The sequence below is a fragment of the Nitrospira sp. MA-1 genome, assembly GCA_032139905.1.
In the GTDB taxonomy this organism is placed as follows: Bacteria; Nitrospirota; Nitrospiria; order Nitrospirales; family UBA8639; genus Nitrospira_E.
The window spans coordinates 947,731-969,851 of sequence record JAQJDB010000007.1 but is presented as its reverse complement, the minus strand read 5'-3'; the positions used below and the strand labels follow the sequence as shown (position 1 = coordinate 969,851).

Annotated in this window: 18 protein-coding genes and 1 pseudogene; 10 read left to right on the top strand and 9 right to left on the bottom strand. The window is 49.1% G+C overall.

The window, feature by feature from the left end; all coding sequences use genetic code 11:
• Window positions 1-8 precede the first annotated feature (8 nt).
• On the bottom strand, window positions 9-527 hold the full coding sequence (locus PJI16_17220; protein MDT3779307.1) for a bestrophin family ion channel: 519 nt from the start codon (window positions 525-527) through the stop codon (window positions 9-11).
• Window positions 485-925 (bottom strand): bestrophin family ion channel, encoded by a 441-nt coding sequence (locus tag PJI16_17215; GenBank protein ID MDT3779306.1) that lies wholly within the window; start codon window positions 923-925, stop codon window positions 485-487. Before PJI16_17215 ends, PJI16_17220 begins: the two co-directional genes overlap by 43 nt.
• 757 nt (window positions 926-1,682) lie before the next feature.
• Between PJI16_17215 and PJI16_17210 the strand changes: the two genes are divergently transcribed.
• From PJI16_17210 to PJI16_17195, 4 genes are all read left to right on the top strand, one after another.
• On the top strand, window positions 1,683-2,240 hold the full coding sequence (locus tag PJI16_17210) for a carboxypeptidase-like regulatory domain-containing protein (protein MDT3779305.1): 558 nt from the start codon (window positions 1,683-1,685) through the stop codon (window positions 2,238-2,240).
• Window positions 2,241-2,585: 345 nt separating this feature from the next.
• Complete coding sequence (locus PJI16_17205; GenBank protein MDT3779304.1) at window positions 2,586-2,951, top strand: hypothetical protein; 366 nt, start codon at window positions 2,586-2,588, stop codon at window positions 2,949-2,951.
• A 261-nt stretch (window positions 2,952-3,212) separates the two neighbouring features.
• On the top strand, window positions 3,213-3,935 hold the full coding sequence (locus PJI16_17200) for a DUF4197 domain-containing protein (GenBank protein ID MDT3779303.1): 723 nt from the start codon (window positions 3,213-3,215) through the stop codon (window positions 3,933-3,935).
• 42 nt (window positions 3,936-3,977) lie between these two features.
• Entirely contained in the window at window positions 3,978-4,193 is a 216-nt protein-coding gene (locus tag PJI16_17195; GenBank protein ID MDT3779302.1) for a DUF3565 domain-containing protein, read from the top strand.
• A 66-nt stretch (window positions 4,194-4,259) separates the two neighbouring features.
• On the opposite strand, the gene PJI16_17190 is transcribed toward PJI16_17195, so the two are convergent.
• From PJI16_17190 to PJI16_17160, 7 genes and pseudogenes are all read right to left on the bottom strand, one after another.
• Window positions 4,260-4,541 (bottom strand): MoaD/ThiS family protein, encoded by a 282-nt coding sequence (locus tag PJI16_17190; GenBank protein ID MDT3779301.1) that lies wholly within the window; start codon window positions 4,539-4,541, stop codon window positions 4,260-4,262.
• 99 nt (window positions 4,542-4,640) lie between these two features.
• Window positions 4,641-7,448, bottom strand: a complete 2,808-nt coding sequence (locus PJI16_17185) for an FAD-linked oxidase C-terminal domain-containing protein (protein MDT3779300.1) — start codon at window positions 7,446-7,448, stop codon at window positions 4,641-4,643.
• Between the two features lie 104 nt (window positions 7,449-7,552).
• Window positions 7,553-8,311 (bottom strand): SMC-Scp complex subunit ScpB, encoded by a 759-nt coding sequence (gene scpB / locus PJI16_17180; GenBank protein ID MDT3779299.1) that lies wholly within the window; start codon window positions 8,309-8,311, stop codon window positions 7,553-7,555.
• Between the two features lie 121 nt (window positions 8,312-8,432).
• Window positions 8,433-9,251 carry a segregation/condensation protein A gene (locus PJI16_17175; protein MDT3779298.1) on the bottom strand — a complete coding sequence of 273 codons (819 nt, stop codon included), beginning with the start codon at window positions 9,249-9,251 and terminating at the stop codon, window positions 8,433-8,435.
• 106 nt (window positions 9,252-9,357) lie between these two features.
• Entirely contained in the window at window positions 9,358-10,449 is a 1,092-nt protein-coding gene (locus PJI16_17170) for a pentapeptide repeat-containing protein (GenBank protein ID MDT3779297.1), read from the bottom strand.
• Between the two features lie 350 nt (window positions 10,450-10,799).
• Window positions 10,800-11,444, bottom strand: a pseudogene (locus PJI16_17165) (peroxiredoxin).
• Window positions 11,445-11,602: 158 nt separating this feature from the next.
• Window positions 11,603-12,475, bottom strand: coding sequence for a hypothetical protein (locus PJI16_17160; protein ID MDT3779296.1), 873 nt, complete (start codon window positions 12,473-12,475; stop codon window positions 11,603-11,605).
• Window positions 12,476-12,655: 180 nt separating this feature from the next.
• Here PJI16_17160 and PJI16_17155 point away from each other — a divergent pair, with 180 nt between their 5' ends.
• From PJI16_17155 to PJI16_17130, 6 genes are all read left to right on the top strand, one after another.
• Window positions 12,656-15,394, top strand: a complete 2,739-nt coding sequence (locus PJI16_17155) for a CBS domain-containing protein (GenBank protein ID MDT3779295.1) — start codon at window positions 12,656-12,658, stop codon at window positions 15,392-15,394.
• A 42-nt stretch (window positions 15,395-15,436) separates the two neighbouring features.
• Window positions 15,437-16,930 (top strand): MFS transporter, encoded by a 1,494-nt coding sequence (locus PJI16_17150; protein ID MDT3779294.1) that lies wholly within the window; start codon window positions 15,437-15,439, stop codon window positions 16,928-16,930.
• A 125-nt stretch (window positions 16,931-17,055) separates the two neighbouring features.
• A complete protein-coding gene (locus PJI16_17145) occupies window positions 17,056-17,298 on the top strand; it encodes a DUF4160 domain-containing protein (protein MDT3779293.1) in 243 nt (80 codons plus the stop codon).
• Entirely contained in the window at window positions 17,285-17,542 is a 258-nt protein-coding gene (locus tag PJI16_17140; protein ID MDT3779292.1) for a DUF2442 domain-containing protein, read from the top strand. Before PJI16_17145 ends, PJI16_17140 begins: the two co-directional genes overlap by 14 nt.
• Before the next feature lie 316 nt (window positions 17,543-17,858).
• A complete protein-coding gene (locus tag PJI16_17135) occupies window positions 17,859-19,319 on the top strand; it encodes an SUMF1/EgtB/PvdO family nonheme iron enzyme (GenBank protein ID MDT3779291.1) in 1,461 nt (486 codons plus the stop codon).
• 514 nt (window positions 19,320-19,833) lie between these two features.
• The gene (locus PJI16_17130) at window positions 19,834-21,981 is read left to right on the top strand and encodes a pentapeptide repeat-containing protein (GenBank protein ID MDT3779290.1); all 2,148 of its coding nucleotides are present in this window, start codon (window positions 19,834-19,836) and stop codon (window positions 21,979-21,981) included.
• Window positions 21,982-22,121: the final 140 nt, after the last annotated feature.

The following is a 22,121-nucleotide window of genomic DNA, read 5'->3' as shown; positions in this document are numbered from 1 at the left end:
GGCATCCTTTACATTAATACACCATTTATAGGTTCAATTTTAGGTGGCACAGACGTTTCTCCCAGTTGTTGTCGTAAATCAATTTCAATATTTCGGCAAATAGCATTCATGGGAACATCCTCGTTTTTTCCATCAAAGGGATCTTCAGTTCGACTTCCCACTCGTTCCATAACCGTAAACATGAATGCCAGCATCACATAAATAGGAAGCATTTCCCATCCCAAATGTTGCACCAATGAGAAGGGAAGAAGTAACAGAAACATCCACACAAAAACCTTGGTGAAAAACCCATACTGCCGAGGCAAGGGTGTATTCTTTATTCGTTCACATTTCCCTTGAGCAACGTAAAAATGCTTAAGTGAATCCATCAGTCCCATCACATAGGCACGCGGGGCAATCCAGCCAGCGTCAAACACTTCCTGTAATCGCTTCGCTTGCCAATGATTCAGCTGCGTGGCTTTATTGGCAACATTCTCCAACCGATTTAACTCAGTCTTCGTGATGAATGGAGAAAGGAAATTCGACACGTACTCCTCCCGCAGCGCAAAGCCTGCAAAAATGCGAGGTGCCGATAAATAAACTCTCGATGTAGTTCCTCGACTTGCCCAGGTTGGGCATCGCTGCCTAGAGGCGGTTGAATATAGACAAGAACTTGTGAGGCAAAATTTCTTGAATAATTCGTCAATTCACCCCATATGATCCTGGCCTCCCAGTACCGTTCATAGGCCGAATTATTTCGAAACGCCAATAAAATTGCGACAGCCGTTCCAAATACACTGATTCCGGTAAAGGGAAATGCGAGTTTTTCAAAAAAGAATTCTAAATTTAGTATGCAGACTCCGTAGCCGTACAGGATATAAAACAAGACAGCCCAACCGTCAATTTGCAAAAACCACTTGAACGGAAGCGTTCGTCTGACAATCATCGAGCAATCATTTCCTTGTCAGGAATATCAATCTGATTGAGGAACGAAACACATTTCATTTTAGCTAATTTGCAACGCTCACAATCCGTCAAAAATCGATTCAGAAATCAACCTCAGCCTCCAGGAGTAGTAGATTACCAAAACAAACACACTCAGACATGCCCCCGACCTAGTTTCGAGCTCTGCTCTCGATTGGAAAAGATCAGATGTAATAGCCCAAGCACGAGTTTTTGCCAACATCCGTTGGTCCCTCTCTCGATATAACCAAGGCCATCCTTTAAGTTTGAGTCTTATGCCATCAAGCACAACTGGGATAACACACTCACCCCGGTCACATATTAGGTCTCCGGCTGACCTCAAACACAGAATGGGGAATGGTTACGTTAAGAGTGATTTACTCGCCGCATTGCTCAGGCCCAATGATTTTCCCGAAGGACTCTGCTATCAACGACTGATCATTGAAAACCAAGAATCACTGTTTTGTTGACATGCCATATATTTAGATTCATTCGGTGGGTAGCGTGCTGACGCTCGAGGAAATATCGCCTTAGATGCATTCCTCGGCCTTCCTTTTTGCCTGACGCGCTAGAGAATTCCATGCCACCTCGCTTCTTTCAATTGCTAATGAGCCTGGAACTTGGCCTTTTGAATGTTTGCGCTATTCTTTCTTAAGTAACCTGAAATTGGTATTATATCCCTAGTAATTCCAAGTTTTGGTTAAAGATTTTTCTTTATTGGAAAGGATGAGGTATCGCACGTGAGAGCAGGAATCACTAGCAGATTGACAACAGATAGGGAAAATGGCCTGGAAGCAGCAAGGAAACAGTTGTCTGCCAGATTGAGACTAAGTGCATGTCTTTTGATGATCCTGACTTTGGTGGCTCCTTCAACGTCAACCTGGGCCGCCACAGGTGAAAGCTCGGCACCTCTCTCCAAATTTTTAGAAATTCCACTGGAAGGTACAAGTATCCCTGATAAACTCAGATTCCCTCTGCATGAGCAGAATGGTGTTCAATATTTCAGCGCCGGATTAGGTAAAGAGGAACGGAGCCTGTCATACCCACCCTATTCCCTTAAATTGATCTTTGTGAAAGGTGAACGTGCTTTCTTAGCTGGCGTGGCAGTTGAAGTGATCAACTCGGAGGAGGCGACGCTCGTGTCTATTCCGGGTGAGGAGGTACAAGGTCCTTGGTTATTTCTCAACCTTCCTCCGGGAAAATATGTGGTCAAAGCAACCGATTCAAGTGGGGCCACTATTGAAAAAAGCATTACCCTATCAGGGGGAAAGACCACACCTGTCCACTTTCGCTGGTAGTTGGACCGTTTTCATCTCCAGGAATTTTCGGGATTTTCCGTAATTTACCCCCAAACTCAGGCTCTTGAGAGACCAATTCCCCTTGGTCTCCTCATTTTTTCGTTCTTTTATTTTATGGGTTTTTTTACTTAGCATTAATGACGTAGCTGTATATACTAATTATCGATTCAATCTGTTTAATTCTTAAAGGTTTATTCCCACTTATGAAAGTTATTGTTGTTCTGTAAATACAATTATGAGGATTTTTTAATATTGGATTAATCTTGACTTAAGCTCAAAGAGCTATATCTAACAACAAGACATCATATTAGATATGTCATGACAATCAGGAAAAAGGAGATACATATGGGACATTTTGGAATACAAAAAAAGACCCCGACAGCAGGGAAAAGTCCCATCAAGCATGAAACGGCTGAAGCCAATCCTTCAACAAAAGTGGGGGATCCAAGGCATTCGGATACATGCACACGGTGCGGAGGGTTTATGGTCTCCCATTGGTGCATGAATGTGAACTATGATGCTGGTGGAATGGAAATTTTGACCAAGCGATGCTTGCAATGCGGCGAAGTCATTGATCCCGTAATATTGGAAAATCGCCTCAACCCTCAACGAGAGGCGATGAAGAAAAAGACTCGTCCGCTCCTCTCCAGGCCTTTAGCGTCATCGACGAAAGGCAAGAGATCAGGGATGAGTTGTACTCCTATCGCTTAACTTTAGGCATCTCATACTCGAGGGTGCTTTTTGAACCACCCACGAGGAAGAGCCGGAATTTGCCTCCTGAGGATTTGAAGACTGCTTAGGTTGTTTAGTCTATCCTCCCCAGGATAATCCCAGGGCGCAACGCTCCCCTCTTCCTTGTGGGTCCCATCTCAGAGGAAGATGAGATGAGCGTTTCTGACAGTCTTTCCCCCTCTTATTCCCTTTTTCCTCATACGACCCTCTTACCGTTTCTGCATATAAAAGGAGAGAACAATGACCATTTTTCGCGTCATCATGAGTTTTCTCCTTTTACTCCTTCCACAAATCGCCTCGGCACAATTTGATGATTTTTTGAAAGGGATCGATAAATTATCTCTTCCTGGCGCAAAAACCCTCGGTGATGACAAAATCATATCCGGTCTTAAAGAAGCTCTCACCGTCGGGACGGAAAATACCGTGAAACTCACTGGCAACCCAGACGGCTTTCTAAAAAATGAAGCCATTAGAATCTTACTACCGGAGGAACTTCAATCCATGGACAAAGCTCTTCGACTAGCTGGATTCGGCCCTCAGGTTGATGAGTTGGTGGTCAGCATGAACCGAGCCGCTGAACAGGCGGCTCCCTTGGCTAAGCCTATATTTAAAGATGCGGTCGCCAACATGAGCTTTGACGATGCCAAGAAAATTCTGAATGGAAAAGATACCGCAGCAACCGATTACTTCCAAGGAAAAACCCGCGATCAACTGGCCATAGCCTTTAAGCCTGAAGTGGAGAAGACCATGAGTCAAGTCGGGGTAACCAAACAATATAAGGATTTGGTTGGACAGTATACGACCCTACCGTTTGTCACAGTACCCGCGTTTAATTTGGACGACTATGTTGTCGGGAAAAGCTTGGACGGGCTGTTTCTCATTCTGGGGGAGGAAGAGAAAAAAATTCGAACAAACCCCACAGCACGCGTCACAGATTTACTCAAGGATGTGTTCGGAAAATAATTTGCAAATTTATCATCCAAAATTATAGAGGTCTTAGGGAAAATGAACCAACCGATTATCGGATTCCATCAGGATGATGTAGATGATTGGGTAGCCGATCTGGCCTGTGGCCACGGGCAGCATGTCCGACATCAACCCCCACTCAGTTTTCGGCCCTGGGTCTTATCGCCAGAAGGCCGGCGAGCACATCTCAAAGCGATTCTCAATTGCAAAAAATGTGACGAGGAATCACCCCTCCCCTCAAAAGGGTCAATCTAACCAACATTTCCTAATCCATAACTTTTCTCCCCACCAAACAAAATATTCATCGCAACCCGTGCAGAATTAAGGGTTGTGCCACATCGCTCCGTCCGCCCCTTGGTCACCTCCCTGATGAGTAATTTTCAGGGTATCCCCATTTTTTACCATGGCTTCCAAGGTGGAAATTTTCTGATTAATTGTCAACATGAGTTCATTGGCATGGAGGAAAGGCATTAACCCTTGAAAGTGATCTGGAAAGTCCTCTAGCAATTGGCCGATAGTGGTTGGGCTCTCTAACGAAATCTCCACCTCAGGGTCTTCAACCGCTTCACGAAGTGAAAGACCAAATATCAAAATTTTTACCATTCGAAGTCCCTCGTCCAAAAATACATTTCGATCCCAATCCCAACTATAACAACGTTATCCTGCCGAAGCACACACCTGAGACCCAATGTCCCATCACCTTTATTTCCTTTTTGAATGGTCCCGCATGACCTGCGCAATATGTTTGACCTCTGCTATCCCACGAAGTCCATTTTTCAACTGAATCATACAGGCAGGGCAACTCGTTGCCACCACCTGAGCCCCGCTCTCTTGAATAGCCCGCTTCTTACGCTGGAAAATTTTCTGAGAGGTTTCATAATTCTTGATCATATACGTACCCGCTCCTCCCGCGCATCGATCGGCGTCCTGCATTTCGACAAATTCAAGGTCGGCCACCGAGGCTAGCAGATCTCGAGGGGCTTGGGACACACCGGCGGCACGAAGATGGCAGGACGAATGGTAGGTCACTTTCGCCGACTTTCCATCAGGCGGCGTCGGAGTTCGGCGCGTATTGTCTGACACCATCCCCTGTTCAACAAGAAATTCAGAGATATGCTTCACTCGTTTACGTAAATCAATAGCTGCGGCTTCCTCCGGCTCCCCATGAAACAGGGTGGCATAATCTTTCAGGCTTAACGTACAGGAAGCACAGCTGGTGACCACGGTGGAGAATGACGCCAGGTGAGCCAGATTTTCTCGCGCGCCTTCTTTGACCAAATCCCTCAACCCGTAGGTTTCAATCGGGGTACCAGAGCATCGTTGTGGAGGAAGAGCGACCGTCACACCATAATCGGCTAAAAGCCCGATCACCGCATCCCCCACTCCATCCTCAAAATAGTTGGCCGCACACCCATGAAAATACGCAACTGAGGCCTGTCGGAGATGTTCGGAATGACTCAGTTCCGGATACCGATCACGCAAATGCCGTTTAGCAAGGGTCGGCAGAATCATATCTTGGGGAACCTTTGCGGTGAGAGCCAACTTTCGCAACAACGGGCGAGTCAGCTTTTCCAACATGCCTCGAATAACCGGACGATCCCAAAAAGACTGGGTCCATGCCATGAGCTTCAATAAGGGATGAAAAAACCATTGACGGGCATGGAGGGCAAAGATCCAACCGGCCAGCCGGTTGGGATGTTCCGCACGTCGCTGAAGAATCAGTTCGGACACATCGACCCCGGCCGGACAAATGGTCCGGCAGGACTTGCAATTCAAACAGGCTTCGACCACCCGTTCGGATTGAAGGTAGGAGTAATCCGAAGCCGTCACAATCTCGAACCATCCGCGCGCACTCATATCTTCAGACTGAAACACATCATACACGGGACACACGGAATTACATTTGGCGCACGTTGCACAGGATTTGCCCATACGCTCCACATCAATATGTTCCGTAAACGACGTTTCACTGATTTTCACTCCAGGATTCATCATCCCCTGCGAATCGAACGCCTGCTTCACTCGAACAAAAATCTGATACACCTCTTCGCCATACATCAAACGAACGGTCTCGGCCCGAATACGCCCGTCTCCATGCTCTCCACAAATAGATCCGTCAAACCGGTCTAAAATCGTCCGGTGAATCTCCCGGTGGGCCTCGACCATCGCATCAACATCATGTTGATTGTGCAAATCGAGCAACGGCACAATATGAGCGTTGCCATTTCCCACATGTCCAAAAATGGCGACCGGTACTGATCGTCGTCCAAAATACTCTTCCAAATACCGGATCAACTCTCCGGTGCGGGAGGCGGGCACCACGACATCATCGACAAAATTGATGGGTTTTTTTTGAGGATCAAATCGATAGAGCATTGGAAATAATGCCTTGCGGGCCTTCCACAATTCCGCTTGCTGGACCGGGTCGGAGGCCAACCTCACTTCCCCGGTGAGTGGAAACCGTCGGCACATCTCCAGCAGCCGATTACGACGCTCGGTGCCTTCGCCTTCATCAAATTCTATGAGCAGCGTGGCCGCCGCATCTGATGGAATGCTATAGCGATCTCGCCCGATTAAATTCAACGAATTCCCATCCATCACCTCCAACGCATTGGGGCTCAACTCCAATAAGTGGGGAACCGATTCGCCCATACCCTCCAGGTGTCGAAAATGGATCAGCCCCGTCACGGTGGCATCAGGTCGTTTAACCAACTTGACTCTCGCTTCACTGACAATGCCAAGGGTTCCCTCACTGCCGATAAATAATTTTGGGACATCAAATACTCCTCGGTCCAGTCCATCGACCAAATCAAAGACGTTATAGCCTGAACTATTCTTACTCACCTTGGGGCGTCTGGCGCGGATCAACTCTTGGTCATCTTGAATCATGGTCCACACCGCCTTTAAGGATGGATACCCTTTCAACAAGGAGGTATGAACCGGTCCTCCAATATCAACAGACCGAGCATCAAGCCAACCCTCAGTGAGCAGCCGAACTCGGAGAGTATGAACATTGTCCTTGACCGATCCATAACGAAGCGTATGTGGACCAGCGGAATTGTTGCCGAGCATGCCTCCTAATTTGCACATATCCCCGCTTGAAGGATCCGGCCCATACATCAACCCCACAGGTGCCAACTGCTTATTGAATTCGGATAGCACCAGGCCTGGTTGTATTCTGGCCCACTGCTCGTCTCGATTCACCTCAAGTAAGCGATTCATTCTGGAGATATCCACGATAATACCGGCCCCGATGGCCGATCCGGTCAGATTCGTTCCGGCTGCCCGTGGAGTCAGAGGCACTCCGGCCTTGACGGCATAGTCCATCACGGCATCAATGTCCTCTTCTGTTTCAGGAATCACAACCACTTGCGGGGGAATTTTGTAGATACTGGCATCGACGGAATAGGCTTTCAGCGTGGCCCAATCCCACCGAACTTTATCCGGCCCCAATCTTTTGGCTAAATCGGAGCCCAGGGAAGGTTTCTTTTCAGGTAGTAACAGGGTCATAGGAACTCTTTCTGCTTCCTACGCGGATCGGACACAACCCTTGTCAGAGAGAAAACAGGGAGGAAAACAAGCAGACCAGCAGAACGCATGGCCTCCCTGTCGATTTAGGCGGAAAGATCGGTGACCCGGGATTCTCCCTCATTTTCCTCAGGTGCAAAGGGAAGCTCCATAGGGAATTGCTCAGGGTTACCCAACTCTTTGAGTTCTTTCAGTGGAGGCAGATCTCGCAAGTCCCGCAGGCCAAACCGTTGAAGAAACTGCTTGCTCGTTCCATACAAAATCGGTCGACCGGGGATATCCTGCCGTCCGACGATCCGGATTAACTTCTGATCCAGGAGAGTCCGCAATACTCCCGAGGTTTCTACACCCCGAATTTTTTCAATATCTGCTCTGGTAATGGGCTGTTTATAACTCACAATGGCCAGGGCTTCCAGTGCTGACCGGGAAACCTTGGCTGCCGGTTTGGCCTTGCTGGTTAATCGCTTGATATACAGACTCTGCTCAGGTCGCGTCACCATGACATACCCACCGGCCACTTCCAATATCTGCAAGCCACGCCCAGCCGCCTCATACTCCGCTTGGAGATATTCCATCGCGGTTTTAACAGCCGATTTAGGGACTCCTTCGAGGACCAGAGCCAGCTTTTCAAGACTCAGAGGATCATGCGAAACAAAAAGCAGGGCCTCAAACGCACCTCTGAGTTCATCAAGGTCTAACGTGATCTTCTGGTCTACGTTTTCGGAAATCGTGACCTCTTCTGCGTCACAACCCCCCTCTGATGGCTCACATAGGGTGGAGACTTCCTTCACCTCGGCATCGAGAGTATCTGAAGGTTGGTGTCCATTGGTGAGTGCGTCCATCATGTTATATAGTCCTCCCCTGCGGACTGATCCGATTCATCCCACGCTGCCACAGGCAACATTCACCCAGGCTATTCCTAAGTCCCCCCATGCATCCTCCAATTTAATATCCGGCTCATGCGTATCACCCCTGCTCCGCCTGAAGACTTCCAGTGGAATCAGGTCCTTCGGCTGGCACAAAACGCCTCGTCACCTGGATGGGACCCATCCATTCTCCTTGAAACAAACGAACCAGGTTCATCCTGACCAGCTCTAACAAAGCCAGAAATGTGACAATGACCAATGGCTTGGACCAATGGTGTTCAAATAACTCTTCAAAAGGAACTGTTGACTCCCCTTCCAACCGCTCCAAAATGCCTTGAATACGGTCCTGAACCGTCCAGGTTTCCCTGGACAATTCGACGATTGTATCGGTAGGAGCTCGATCCAGTACATCCTGGAACGCACTCAGAAGATCAAATAACTGGAGATCTTCTGTAGCCATATCCTCTTCGATCACGGCTTCCGGAGACAAGGGGAGCGGATCACGACTAAAGGACTCTCGCCAAAGTTGTTCTCGGACAACCAGAGTCCCGGCCGCTTCCTTAAAACGCTCATATTCGACCAATTGCCTGACCAATTCGGCGCGAGGATCGAGACCTTCCTCATCCTCCTTCTCCGGTTTTTCCTCTTTGGGAAGAAGCATCCTGGATTTAATGTAGAGAAGCGTGGCGGCCATAACCAGAAAATCCCCGGCAAGCGATAGGTTTAACGTCTTCATCATAGACAAATATTCCAAGTATTGCTGAGTAATCAGCGCAATCGGAATATCATAAATATTAATCTGGTGTTTCCGAATCAGGTGGAGGAGCAAATCCATGGGGCCGGTAAAGGCCTCAAGTTTGACCTGATAGGCATCGTCATCTTCAAGGTCAGAAACTATCAGGGAGGGGACGGATTCCAATCAGGAGCCTTTCGACTGGGTTCCACAGTGCAGATAATTGAATTGGTATACCATCTTTTGTGTAAAGCCGCAATATCCTAACCAAATATAGTGGTTGAGCCTTATTTCAAGCGGACTTCTTTTCTTTTGTAAACCAGAGGTAACAGAGCACCAAAATGACCAATCCCAAAAATATTCCCACCTGACTAGATAGGCTCCTGACATTTTGAACCGACGCCACATTAAGCGGGAGATTACTCCCGCTTAATTCCGGCAGGGTACGGAACTCTACCCCTGCAAAATCCTGCGCTCCGTCAAACCTGGCGTTCGTAAAATCGACCACTGAGTGAATTTGAGCATTAACAAATGTCACCGACTCTCGAAATTCGGTGAACCGAAAATAGATTTCCTGAGCAGCCGCGATGGCTGAAAAATCGGCAGGTCCTCTAAATACCGACCCTGAAAAGCCTGTCCCACTGGCAAAAACCGATCGGGAGAAATCTGCCGTCTGCTGGAACTCGACTTCCAAAAACTCCGCAACTCCGGTGAAATGAGCATCGGCAAAGGTGACACGATCCCAAAATCGAGCCTGGTGAAAACGGGAATGTGTCCCAAAAGTGACGTAAGAGAAATCCGCGCCTTGGGTAAATTGCGATCCAATAAAAAACCCTTCAAAATCCACACGCGCGTTTAAAAATGTTACCGGACCCACAAACACAGTCTTAGAAAGATCAATGGATTGCTGAAAGACGGTTCCCGTGAAATCTACCGGTCCCAGGACCAGGAGAGCACCTTCGACCAGATTGGTGGCAAGCACTTTTTCGAAACGAGAATGCCTGATGGAAACAGCCTCTGGAATGACGCGAACCGCAGTGACACCCTGCTCTTGCAGGCGCTGCCTCACTGCAGGGGGAATGGCGGGATATTCCGAAAGGGTTTGTTGCGGCAGGAGATCAAGCATTATCGGATCAACCACCAACACGTGGTCAAGATCAATGCGTTTTCCCTGCAGGAGAGCACCAAAAAGATCAGCCCCCTTTACGGCCAAGGCTTCCTCTTCTCCAGGCAAACAAGGTCCCTCAACATGCACCCAGAAAACATTTTCGCTTCCCGGAGGAATTGGAAGAAGACGGCAAGCCTCGGCATTGATAGGAGACAGCCCCGGCAGGACGAGCAGCAAGGCAATCAGCAGACAATAATTCACGCCCCGCAATTTCATCTATGCCCACATCCCTTGAGCACATACCCAAGTAACGGGTTGAAGATAGATGATCCTCACGAGGCAGCGTCGGGTTGAGTCAAATTTTCGATCGGGTTGGGCGTGTGGGCCTCTTGAACAGCATGATCGGAGAATTTGGCTGAATCCGGCACAATCGTAGACCTCAATCTCATCTCAAATAGCCCCTAAGTAGAAGGGGTGGGCTCAGCAGGTTGAGCCGGCTCGGATTTAGCTGGCTCGGACTTAATTGAATCGGGTTTAGCCGGATCGGGCTTAACTGGCTCGGGAGCCGCGACTTCCGCAGATTTAGGCACCGTCACTTCCACCGGCTTTGCCGTCGCAGCCGGAGAAACGTCCTTGAGCGCTAAATAAAAGTCCCGATGTTCGTATTCGGTTTTCGCTAACATCTGATCGGCTTCTTGCACCGTCTTGGGCGGAGGCACCACCACCTTTTCTCCTTCCACCCAATTGGCTGGCGTCGCACAGGCAAACCGGTCAGTCGCTTGCAGGGCGGTGACCAACCGAAGAATTTCATCCACATTACGTCCCGCATTGAGTGGGTAATACAGCAACGCCCGGATCACTCGTTTCGGGTCAATAATAAACACCGCACGCACCGTCGCGGTCGAGCTCGCGTTGGCATGAATCATTCCATACAGTCTGGCGACGCGCATATCAGCATCGGCAATCATGGGAAACGAAATAATGGCACCCATTTTATCGTGAATATTTCGCAGCCAGGCTAAATGGGCATGAATGCTATCCACACTAAGTCCAATGAGCTTCACCCCCCGCTGACGAAATTGTTCGTTGAGTTGGCTAAAGGCTATCAATTCCGTCGTACACACCGGAGTAAAATCCGCCGGATGAGAAAACAGTACCACCCAATGCTGTTCCTGCCATACGCTAAAATTAAAATCAGTCTGTTGCGTCGTCACCGCGGAAAAGTCCGGTGCATGATCTCCTATGCGAGGCAACCCTCGTTCTTCCGACATGAATCCTCCTTCAGTTGGCAATACAATAACGCTCCGGCTCCGCTTCAGGCGAATGGAGAAATCCCGGTTTATTATGAAACCGGCAATACGATCAACACGATCGAGATGGCTGAGAAAGAGACCTTGACCAAACCTGGACCCATTATAGGCCTGCAGAGCTACCAGGAGCGAGGAATTTCCTCTTCATCATCCTCATGATTAGATTCGGTGTCCCGAAAAAACTTATCGGTGCCCAATTCTTCTGATAAGTCCTCCGTCAGATCTAAATCTTCATCGGCATCATCTGTGGAGTCCTCGGAGAACTCATCATCAAAATCATCCGCAAGATCATCCACGTCCAGATCATCGCTAACATCATCGAGTCCGGTAGTCAATGAATCCAGGGTGATATCACCATCGGTTTCCACTTCAATATCCAATTCGGAATCAATGTCATCCGGCAGAGATGCATCCTCCAAATCCGAATCATCAGCATTGATCAAACTCACGTCCTCATCGGCAGGAACAGGTGAGGTAATTTTTTTCTTTTTGTCGTTAAGACCTTTTGCCTCAGTTGATTCTTTTTTAGGTCTTCCTGGGCTCTTTTTGGCCTCGGATAGCGCCGGCTTCACCGCCGTTTTCTTGGTGGGAGCAGACTTGGTACGATTCGCCCCTGTTTTGGCCGCCGTTGTCGTTTTTGAAACATTGTCAGATGTAGTCAACTTTTTCTCTTTCCCTTTCACCACCTTTTTCGGCGTCGCTTTGGATCGTGGTTGAGCTTGGGCCACGGCTTTGGGAGTACCCTTCATTCCAGCCTTGGCAGTTCCCTTGGCCCGAGCCTTGGAGCCGACCTTCGTATTCTTAGACTTCGCTTTGATAGACGGTGATCGTTGAGGCTTCACAGGCTTCTTTGGTTTGGCTTTCGTCTTCGATTTGGCCATCGTCTTCGGTTTGGCTTTCGTCTTCGGCTTAGCTTTTGCTTGAGCCGATTGCTTTCCCGTAGGCTTCTGTTTGGGCTTGGCCTTTGACTTGGGCTTAGCCTTGGCAGCCATGTGTCACCCTCCTGATTTATGTGATCGACCAATGATCCATCTGGGATGGATCGCCTCCTGAGTTGCCCCCATCTAACATGGAGGGACCCTCTCAAGCAACTGAATATTTGCAATGAGGAAATTCTTCGCCTTTTCAAGAAACTTCCGGTCATTCGGGATCCCTGTTAGAATCCGACTTCCATGGAAATTATTACCACGCATCTCGAGGCGGATTTCGATGGCCTCGCCTCAATGGTGGCCGCCAAAAAGCTCTACCCGGAGGCACAACTCGTCCTCCCGGCGGGAGCCCAATCCCGGGAGCGGGCCTATCTCGCTGAGCATCACTTTTCCTTCACGGCACTTTCGAGTCTGAACATTCCGGATATCACCCGCCTGATATTAGTTGATGCCCAGCATCAGGACCGATTGGGACCGCTTGAAAAAGCTCTTAAAAATCAACACATTTCAGTTCATATTTATGACCATCACCCCATGGAGTCCACCAATCCCCTACTCCCGCGGGCAGACCACTGCCAAGTGGATTCAGTGGGGGCCACCATCACACTCCTCTGCGAGGAACTTCAAACCAGAGCACTCACATGGACACCTGAGGAAGCCACCTTATTCGCCATAGCCCTGTATGAGGAGACCGGTCAATTCGTCTACCGGAATACCACGCCCCGTGATTTCCAACTCGGGGCGGTCCTCGTGCAAACAGGAGCCGATTTAAACCAGGTCACCAAGTACATCGCGCGTCCCTGGACGCCCCCGCAACTGGAATTATTTCATGCATTGTTGCAATCGGCGCAAACACTGGACCTCGGGCATCGGAGGATTCTGCTCATCACCCTCACCTGGCCGGACTATGTGCAGGACATGGCGCCGATTGTTCAACAACTGGCGCAATTACATGGTGCCGATGCCATCATCGCCGCTGTCGCCATGGAAGGCAAGGTACAAATCATCGGGCGCAGCCGCCATCCCGACATGGATATGAATCAGATCACCCAGGCCTTTGGTGGTGGCGGACACACCATGGCTGCCGCCGCCAGCATTAAGAAACTCACCATCGTCGAGGTGGAACAGAAAATCCGCACCCTTTTGCAGGAACAAGCCAGAACCTGGCTTCCCATCAAGCGTCTCATGACGACTCCTGTCAGGACGGTGGACCTTAACACCACGATCAAACAGACGGAACGCCTCATGACGCAATACGAAGTCAATGCCCTCCCGGTTGTGAATGACAAGGGCGGCTTCATGGGGCTCGCCACAAGGGAATCCGTGCAAAAAGCCTTGTATCATAAACTGACCACCCATCCCATTGATCACATCATGTTGAGAGATATCTTTCTGGCTACACCCGCCACGCCGTTTGACGAGGTCGAACAGCAAATGATCGAGCGGAATCAGCGGATCGTCCCGGTATTGGATCACGACCAGGTCGTTGGCATATTTAGCCGGACCGATTTGCTTCGAGCCATGCACCAGGCGCTCCCTTCGCAGGAAGGCGACGGCGAGCGCTCTGACAAACCGGTTTCACTCGCCGCGACGGTCCCCTCGAATACGTTGCGGACCTCCAATCTCCACAAACAATTGGCAACCCGTTTACCTCCGCCCCTTCTGGCCCTCCTCCAGACCATCGAAAAGCTCGCCGACACACAGGATGTCGCCGCCTTCCTCGTTGGCGGATTCGTCCGGGATTTTCTGATGAATATTCCCAATTTCGATCTGGACGTGGTCATCGAAGGTGACGGCATTCGTTTTGGGAAAGCCCTGGCGCAAGAACTCAAAGCGGAATGGACCATTCATGAGCGATTTGGCACCGTCTCGATCGCACTCCCCAAGACTCTCAATATTCCACAGATGCATCACCTGGACATTGCCACGGCTCGAACGGAATATTATGAATATCCCACCGCGCTACCGACCGTGGAACGCAGTTCAATAAAAAAAGACCTCTACCGGCGGGATTTCACCATCAATGCCCTGGCCATTCGCTTAAACCGGACGCCCGGTGAACTCCTGGACTTTTTCGGGGGCCGGCGGGACCTCAAGGATAGAATCGTTCGGGTCCTACACAGCCTCAGCTTCGTGGAAGATCCCACCCGGGTCTTTCGGGCCATTCGCTTCGAACAGCGGTTCGGTTTCCAGATCAGTAAGGAAACGCAGCATTTCATTCAACAGGCCGAAACCATGGAACTGTTTCACCGGCTCTCCGGCACACGATTAGGGAATGAACTGATCCATATTCTAGAGGAACCCGAGCCGGCCAAAGGCATCCAGCGATTGAGTCAATTTAAACTCTTCCCCTTCATTCATCCCAAGCTGCAATGGAAAGAACCGGCTCCGACGCTCTTTGCATCCGGAGAAAAAATCCTGGCCTGGCATGAGGTGGAAAGCGCCAGATCAGGAACCGAGCGATGGCTGCTCTATGCCCTGGCCTGGTTCGAATCATTGGGCAAAACCGAATTGATCAAAACCTGGAAACGATTGGGATTCCCACAACGAACCACCGCAACCGTCGGAGAGTTCTTACAGGCCCAGTCCACGTTGATAAGGACCCTCAACAGAAAGCACCTGGCTCCTTCAGAAATCTACGATCTCCTCACGCCATGGCCGAAGGAACTCGTGTTGTTTCTCATGGCCAAGGCGCAAAGTAAGCCGACAATTCATGCGGCCATGGAACGGATCCGGGATTATCTCACCACGTTCCAACATATCGCCATCACCTTAACCGGCCATGACCTGGAAGACATGGGCCTTCCCAAAGGTCCAGCGTATCGCCGGGTGCTCGATCGCATCTTCAAGGCCAAACTGGATAGCCTGGTGGCCACACAGGAAGATGAATATCGCCTTGCCAAAACCTTCATTGCACAAGAAACCGCTTCAGGAAGCCACTCCAAATCCCCTTCCGTTGTTAGGAAAGGCGGTGGGAGGTAGCCTTCCCGTTGGCTCCCCCGGCAAGTGCCCTGAACCTTCCCCATGCACCAGCTATCATCGCCCCCCCCACCGTCTCGCATCCGCTGGCGAATTCTTCTTCTGCTCCTCCTCATCAGCATTATCACTTACATCGACCGGGTGAATATTTCCGTCACCGCCCGCCAAATGATGCCGGCACTCGGTCTCACCGACCTTCAAATGGGTCAGATCTTTTCGGCCTTTGTCTTTGGCTACGCCCTCTTTCAAATTCCCGGTGGCTGGTTGGGCGATCGCTGGGGACCACGTCGCGTATTGACCTTCGCCCTCATCTGGTGGTCGATCTTCACAGCCCTGACAGCCGTCGCTCCCACGCTCCCGCTGGCCAACCTGATCGGGATTATGGGCTCACTCATGGTCGTGCGATTCCTCATCGGTATCGGCGAAGCCGCTGCGCTGCCCAATTTCAATCGAGCCGTCGCAAACTGGCATCCTCCGAATGAACGGGGCTTAGGCATTGGCATCACCATTGGAGGGATCGGCCTGGGCTCAGCCCTCACGCCACCTATCACTGCCTGGATCATGGTCAATTATGGGTGGCAAACGGCCTTCTATGTCGCAGGCGGATTGGGCATTGGCATCGCACTCTTGTGGTACTGGTATGCAACCGATCATCCCCGGCAACATGCACATGTCAACAACGCCGAGGCGGAACTGATCGAAGGACCGGAATCGCTACCCGACCCTCCTGCTCCCTTGGAAGGTCGATCCGGCAAGGCCTGGGGAACGGTCCATGATGTGTTCACCGAATTCGAAACACGTGAAGGACGGCCTCCAGCTTCACAGGCGAAAGGCAACGGGACCGGTGGGAAGAAGGACAACCCCAACACCACTACCCCAACACGGACAGGAAGGAAAAGCGAACCAGCACCCATTCACAAATCAAAGACGACCACCGTTCCCTGGAAAGCCATCCTCACCACACCCACCGTCTGGTGGCTCACGCTCAGCTACACCTGTCTCGGCTATGTCGCCTATGTCTATATGTCCTGGTTCTATCTCTACCTCGTCAACGTGAGAGGGTTTGCCATCCTCCAAGGCGCCTTCTTTGCCTCGGCGCCGTTCATCGCGATGGCCATCTTCTGCCCATTAGGGGGATGGGTCACGGATCGTCTCACCGAACAATACGGGGTCAATCATGGGCGCGCGTGGGTGGGAGGAGCAGGAATGATTCTGGCCGCGCTCTCCATCATCATCGGCGCCAACATCGAAGCGCCCTATGTCGCAATCGGCTTCCTCTCGCTCGGCGCGGGGTGGCTCTACTTCACCGTCGGCCCGTTCTGGTCCTCGACCACGGACTTATCCAAACCCTACGCCGGCACCCTCTCAGGCCTCATGAACACCGGTGCCAACCTGGGTGGGACTCTCTCGCCAACATTGACGCCATGGCTGGCGGACACGTTCGGCTGGTCGGTCTCTCTCGGCATCGCCGCCTTAATTGCCCTACTCGGTGGACTGTGCTGGATCCGCATTCGTCCGGGAATGGGAATAAGATCTTAATACCAGCCAGACGTCAGGTGCCATGCTATAACAACTTAGCAACTCTCTCGCCACCTGGAGTCTCATTGCGTTTTTTCGTATACTGTCAGTCAACAACAGTTCCATAAGGAAAACTGGAAAGTATCGTGCCAACTGTTCGAGGGATTGAAGGACCTTACCGATTTTTCTTTTATAGTTTTGACTGCAATGAACCCAAACATGTTCACGTCCAACGAGAGCGCCATATCTGCAAATTTTGGCTAGAACCAATTTCCTTGGCAGGTAATGATGGATTTGCGCCACATGAGTTAAATCGAATCCGAAAAATCCTGCTCGACCAGAGAGACAAAATAATCGAAGCCTGGGAGGAACATTGTGGTCACGAATGAACCCAGAATATCCACGATAGAGATCTCGGATGAGACCATCACCGCGCAGTTAACTGACGGACGAATGATCAGTGTGCCCTTGGTATGGTCGTGGCGGTTAACCAATGCCACTCCTGCACAACGCAAGAACTTCCAAATTATTGGAAATGGCCATGGAGTGCACTGGCCTGATGTTGATGAAGACATTAGCGCTATCGGAATGCTCGAAGGCCTTCCCGCACGACCTGTCAAACATTCCGTCTAACCCTTGCGATTCAACCCATCCCTATCCTCCAACATCAATTTCATTGTAGATCTTTTCTGTCGGCTGACCCGTAAACCCTCGGCATCACCGCCGGCGTTGCATTTCTCGGTGGACTATGTTGGGTCTTCATTCAACCAGGACATGGGCTCAATCTCCCCAAGCCAGTCGATAGAGCGTGACCGAGTCTAAACGGTTCACAATACAGACGGGCACCAAAATGATTCTATTATTTCTGGATCATGGTAAGCTGAGTTGCGGCCAAAGAAAAAAAGAGGGCAGGTAGCCGAAACACTCCCGATTGGAGAGAAAATATTCGGTGAACCCAAAGGTTGTCCAAACAATCAGAACAGACGAGAAGCACCGAACACTGACATCCTCCAATAGGGTGCGGGGCCATTCATGGATACGGGTACCTTTTATCCCCCGCATCATGGCCCTCTTTATCTTCCTGCTCTTTCCCGGTCTTGTTTACGCCACGGAGATTGAAGAGTTCAAAAGGGGCGTCGTCAAAATTACTGCACTGGTAAATGGGCAACCAAGTGTCGGGACGGGATTTATCGTGAGGCTCGACAAGGACGCCGCCTACATCGTGACTGCCGCACATGTGATTTTTGGAGATAGCACGCCACAGGTGTGGTTCTTTCCTCTTCCTCATCAATCGTTTGCCTCACAGGTGTTAGGCATCGATGGCACAAATGAGAATGGGTTGGCCACATTGCGTGTTTCCGAACCCCTTCCTGGTGGACTCGTGGCTCTTCCGCTTGATCAGACCACCCAGGCATCCGGGGGAGAAACCATTACCTTCATCGGATTTCCACCGAATCTCGCTCCCTGGACCGTCTCAACCGGAAATATCAGCGGGAGAAAAGGACCACACCTGATGTTTCAGGCGTTAGTGGAGGAAGGTCATTCGGGCGGCCCCCTTCTGCTTGATGGCAAAGTGATCGGTGTCGTGACAGACGCTCAGGGACGCCTGGGGTATGCGGTACCCACACCGATCTTGTCCATCGCGTTGAAAGGATGGCATGTGGAGCCATCGGGAGACGACTCGTTTTCCCTGGAGATTTCAGGCAAAGACGGTGCACCGATGGTACGGATCCCTGCAGGACAGTTTGAAACGAATATAGAATCACGCTCAGGAACGGGGGACATGACCGAAGGGAGTCGATATACCATCTATGTCGAAGAATTCTTCATCGACAAGTATGAGGTCACCATTGAACGGTATGGGAAATTTCTCCAAGTCACCGGTCGGACCGCGCCGGAATACTGGGATCACATCAAGATGCCTCAGGATGCCAATCGTCCTGTCGTCGGTGTGACATGGCCGGAGGCCAAAGCCTACTGCCATTGGGCCAAGAAGAGATTACCGACCGAAGATGAATGGGAGAAAAGCGCACGAGGCACAGACGGACGCATGTATCCATGGGGCAATGAACCTCCGACGAGCCAATACACGAATTTCGCCAAATTTGGTGACTTTGACGTGTCAAAACTTTCTCCGGTCGGGACATTCGAAAAGGATAGAAGTCCCTATGGAGGGTACGACTTTGCCGGAAATGTGAGTGAGTGGACGGCAGATAGCTGGAATGAATTGCGGAATCCAGACCGTGATGCGGATAAGACCGTCGCGGGTTCCCCAAAAGTTCTACGAGGTGGAGCATGGAACGCGACGGACGAATATTTGAGGGTGGCATTGCGCTCTTCTGCTTCACCAACCCACACGGATGTAGGTCTTGGTTTCCGCTGCGCTCAAAACCCGGATACGCCCCCATGAAAAAAGATAAGGGGCATGACGGAAGAAAGGATGGCCTAAAAACCGGCAAGCCAGTCGATGGATTGAATGGGCATCTAACCGGTTCTATTATCCCTGGATCATGGTAAGCTAAATCGCTGATCCTGAGGATAACAAAAATCGGCACTCAGAGAATCGGAACAGTTCAGCCCACACTTCACGGAAAGACGGACAATCTAAAAGAGAAAGGAGGTACACCATGGGAGACAAAGGCGGAAAAAAGGATAAAGACAAAGCTCAAAAACAAAAAGCCGATCAACAGAAGAAAAAAGATAAGAAGAAATAGCTGAAACGATTCCTTTGAGGGAAGTCGTGGGCTTCGCCTATGCGAAGCCCACAATTCCTAATGCACTCCAAGTCCTGATTGGAAACATTAGGGAAAAAGTATGAGCATGAGAAACTCGCCAGATCCGGCAATACCCACTATCCTACCTAACTTAGGCTCACACTTCGAATCATGAACAAAAAGAATCGTATAAAGAAAAAGAATTTTTAAATGGAGGCTGATTTTTACACAGGCTATCAAACACCTTCAAAAGAAGAGATGGAGGCCCTATGCATTGAGCATGAGAAATGGCTACATTCAAATGGACACGAGGGAATTCGAGCCACCTTAGAAAACCTTGACCTCACAAAAACTCACCTAAATGAAATTTCTTTTTCTTTGTACGGGAAAAATCTTTCCAAGGCATTTATAGAAAATGTCAACTTCACTGGCAGTTATCTTGAGAGCGTCAAACTGATTGAGGCAGATCTCAAAAGAGTGATTTTTGAAAGTGCCAATTTAAATAAATCAACCCTTGTGAAGGCAAAATGTTATGACTGTTCTTTCGATAATTCGTTCATACTTGACGCAAACCTTGGCAATTCCACTTTTGAGAAATGCCGTTTTAAAAAGGCAAAGCTTGACGGAAGCGATCTAAGGAATTCGGAGTTTTCCCAGAGTAATTTTGAAGAAGCCTCTTTGCTAAGAGCAAAGCTTAATGAATCTAATTTCCAGGACTCCAATTTTGAAAAAGTTACTGGGCTTCTTGGTAGCCAATTAGCTGGGACCAATGTTTCCGGCGCCAAAATCCCCGAAGACATTAGGAAATTTGAAGGCCTAACTCGAATTGAAGAACTCTCTAAAAAGTCTGGAAAACTTTTTATTTTAATGTTGGTGGGTTGTTTGTATTCGTGGTTAACTGTCGCCACCACTACGGATTCCCAATTATTTTTAAATTCAAAATATTACAATTTACCCATAATTCAAACTGCAATTCCCATTACACCATTCTTCTACGTGGCACCCCTCATTTTGCTAGGTATCTACATTTGGTTTCATTTATATTTACAACGCCTATGGGAAGAAATGGCACTTCTACCAGCCATCTTCCCGGATGGAAAGCCCTTGGATCAGAAGGTTTTCCCATGGCTGCTTAGTGGCTTCATTCGCGCCTATATCCCTCGATTGCAGACAAATCTCCCGGATTTGTTTGTTTTGCAATTTATTGCTTCTTTTTTACTTGCATGGTGCCTGACCCCTTTTATTCTTAGTCTTTTTTGGGTCCGAGTCATACCAACGCATGACGGGATTTTCATGTCTGTTTTGGCGGCAATATTCTCTATTGCCCTGGGATTTGGGAGTTATTTTTTTTCTTTAGCTGGTTTAACACTTAGCAAAACTCAAAACAGCCCTAAGATTCTCATCATAAGTTGGATTTTAGGAATTAGCATTTTTGTTCTCACGGACCAAGTTGGTTTAGCTACTTTAGGGATAACTCGAACCCAACCCTGGCCGGTTATTGTTTTGGAACCCGAGGAATATAAAGCACGCCAAGAAAGTCGAGTTACTCTTGATATTCCTGAAAACCTGCTCTGGCTTACCAGCATTAGTAATGCCGTCTTAAAAATTTCCCAAAAGCTTGGCCTCAGAACCTACGCAGAATTCCACAATGAAGAACTTTCAAAAATACCAGACAATTGGAATAATGAAATAAATGAAATATCAAAAGTTAAGGGCACTTACTTGGGCGGAAAAAATCTTCGTTTCGCCCGAGCAGAAGGAGTATTTTGGGTAAATTCTAATTTTGCAGCTACAAATTTAAGTTATGCTTATTTATTTGGCGTCGATCTGAGGAAATCTGATTTTGAAAGGGCAAATTTAACTAGAGCCTTTCTAAACATTAATCTTGAAGAAGGAAAATTAACGGGGGCAAACCTTACGCATGCGATTCTGATGGGTGGAAATTACAAAAAAACCGACCTACGAGGAACTAATTTAGAAAAGGCATTGATAATAAATACCAAAATGGCAGAATCATATTTGGCAGGAGCCAACTTCCAATCTACAACTCTTGTTTTGGTTAATTTTGATGAAGCTAACTTTTCAGGTGGATATCCAAGGTTCAAAGATCCGAAAAACTTTCCAAACTTTGGCTTCTTTGATCCGGTGGAAGGAAGTGCTAATTTTTCAAATGCCACCCTTCGGAGCGTGAGTTTTGATAAGGCCAATTTAAAGGGCGTTGCATTTTCAAAAACAAAACTTTTTGATGTCGATTTAAGTGAGACCCTTGAGCTAACGCAAGAACAAATTGACGAAGCCTGTGTCGATAAAAAAACAAAATTGCCCGTGGGGATTAAACGCCCAGATCCTTGTCCTTAAATTAAAACAAACCAATGACCTTCTAATTAGTTCAGACAAAGTTTCGCGTGGAAACTCCTAATTGCAACCCTCTGCAGGTCAACAATTTCTGTCGTTTTTAAATCATCATGTTCAACAAAATATTTGATGCCGCTGACATT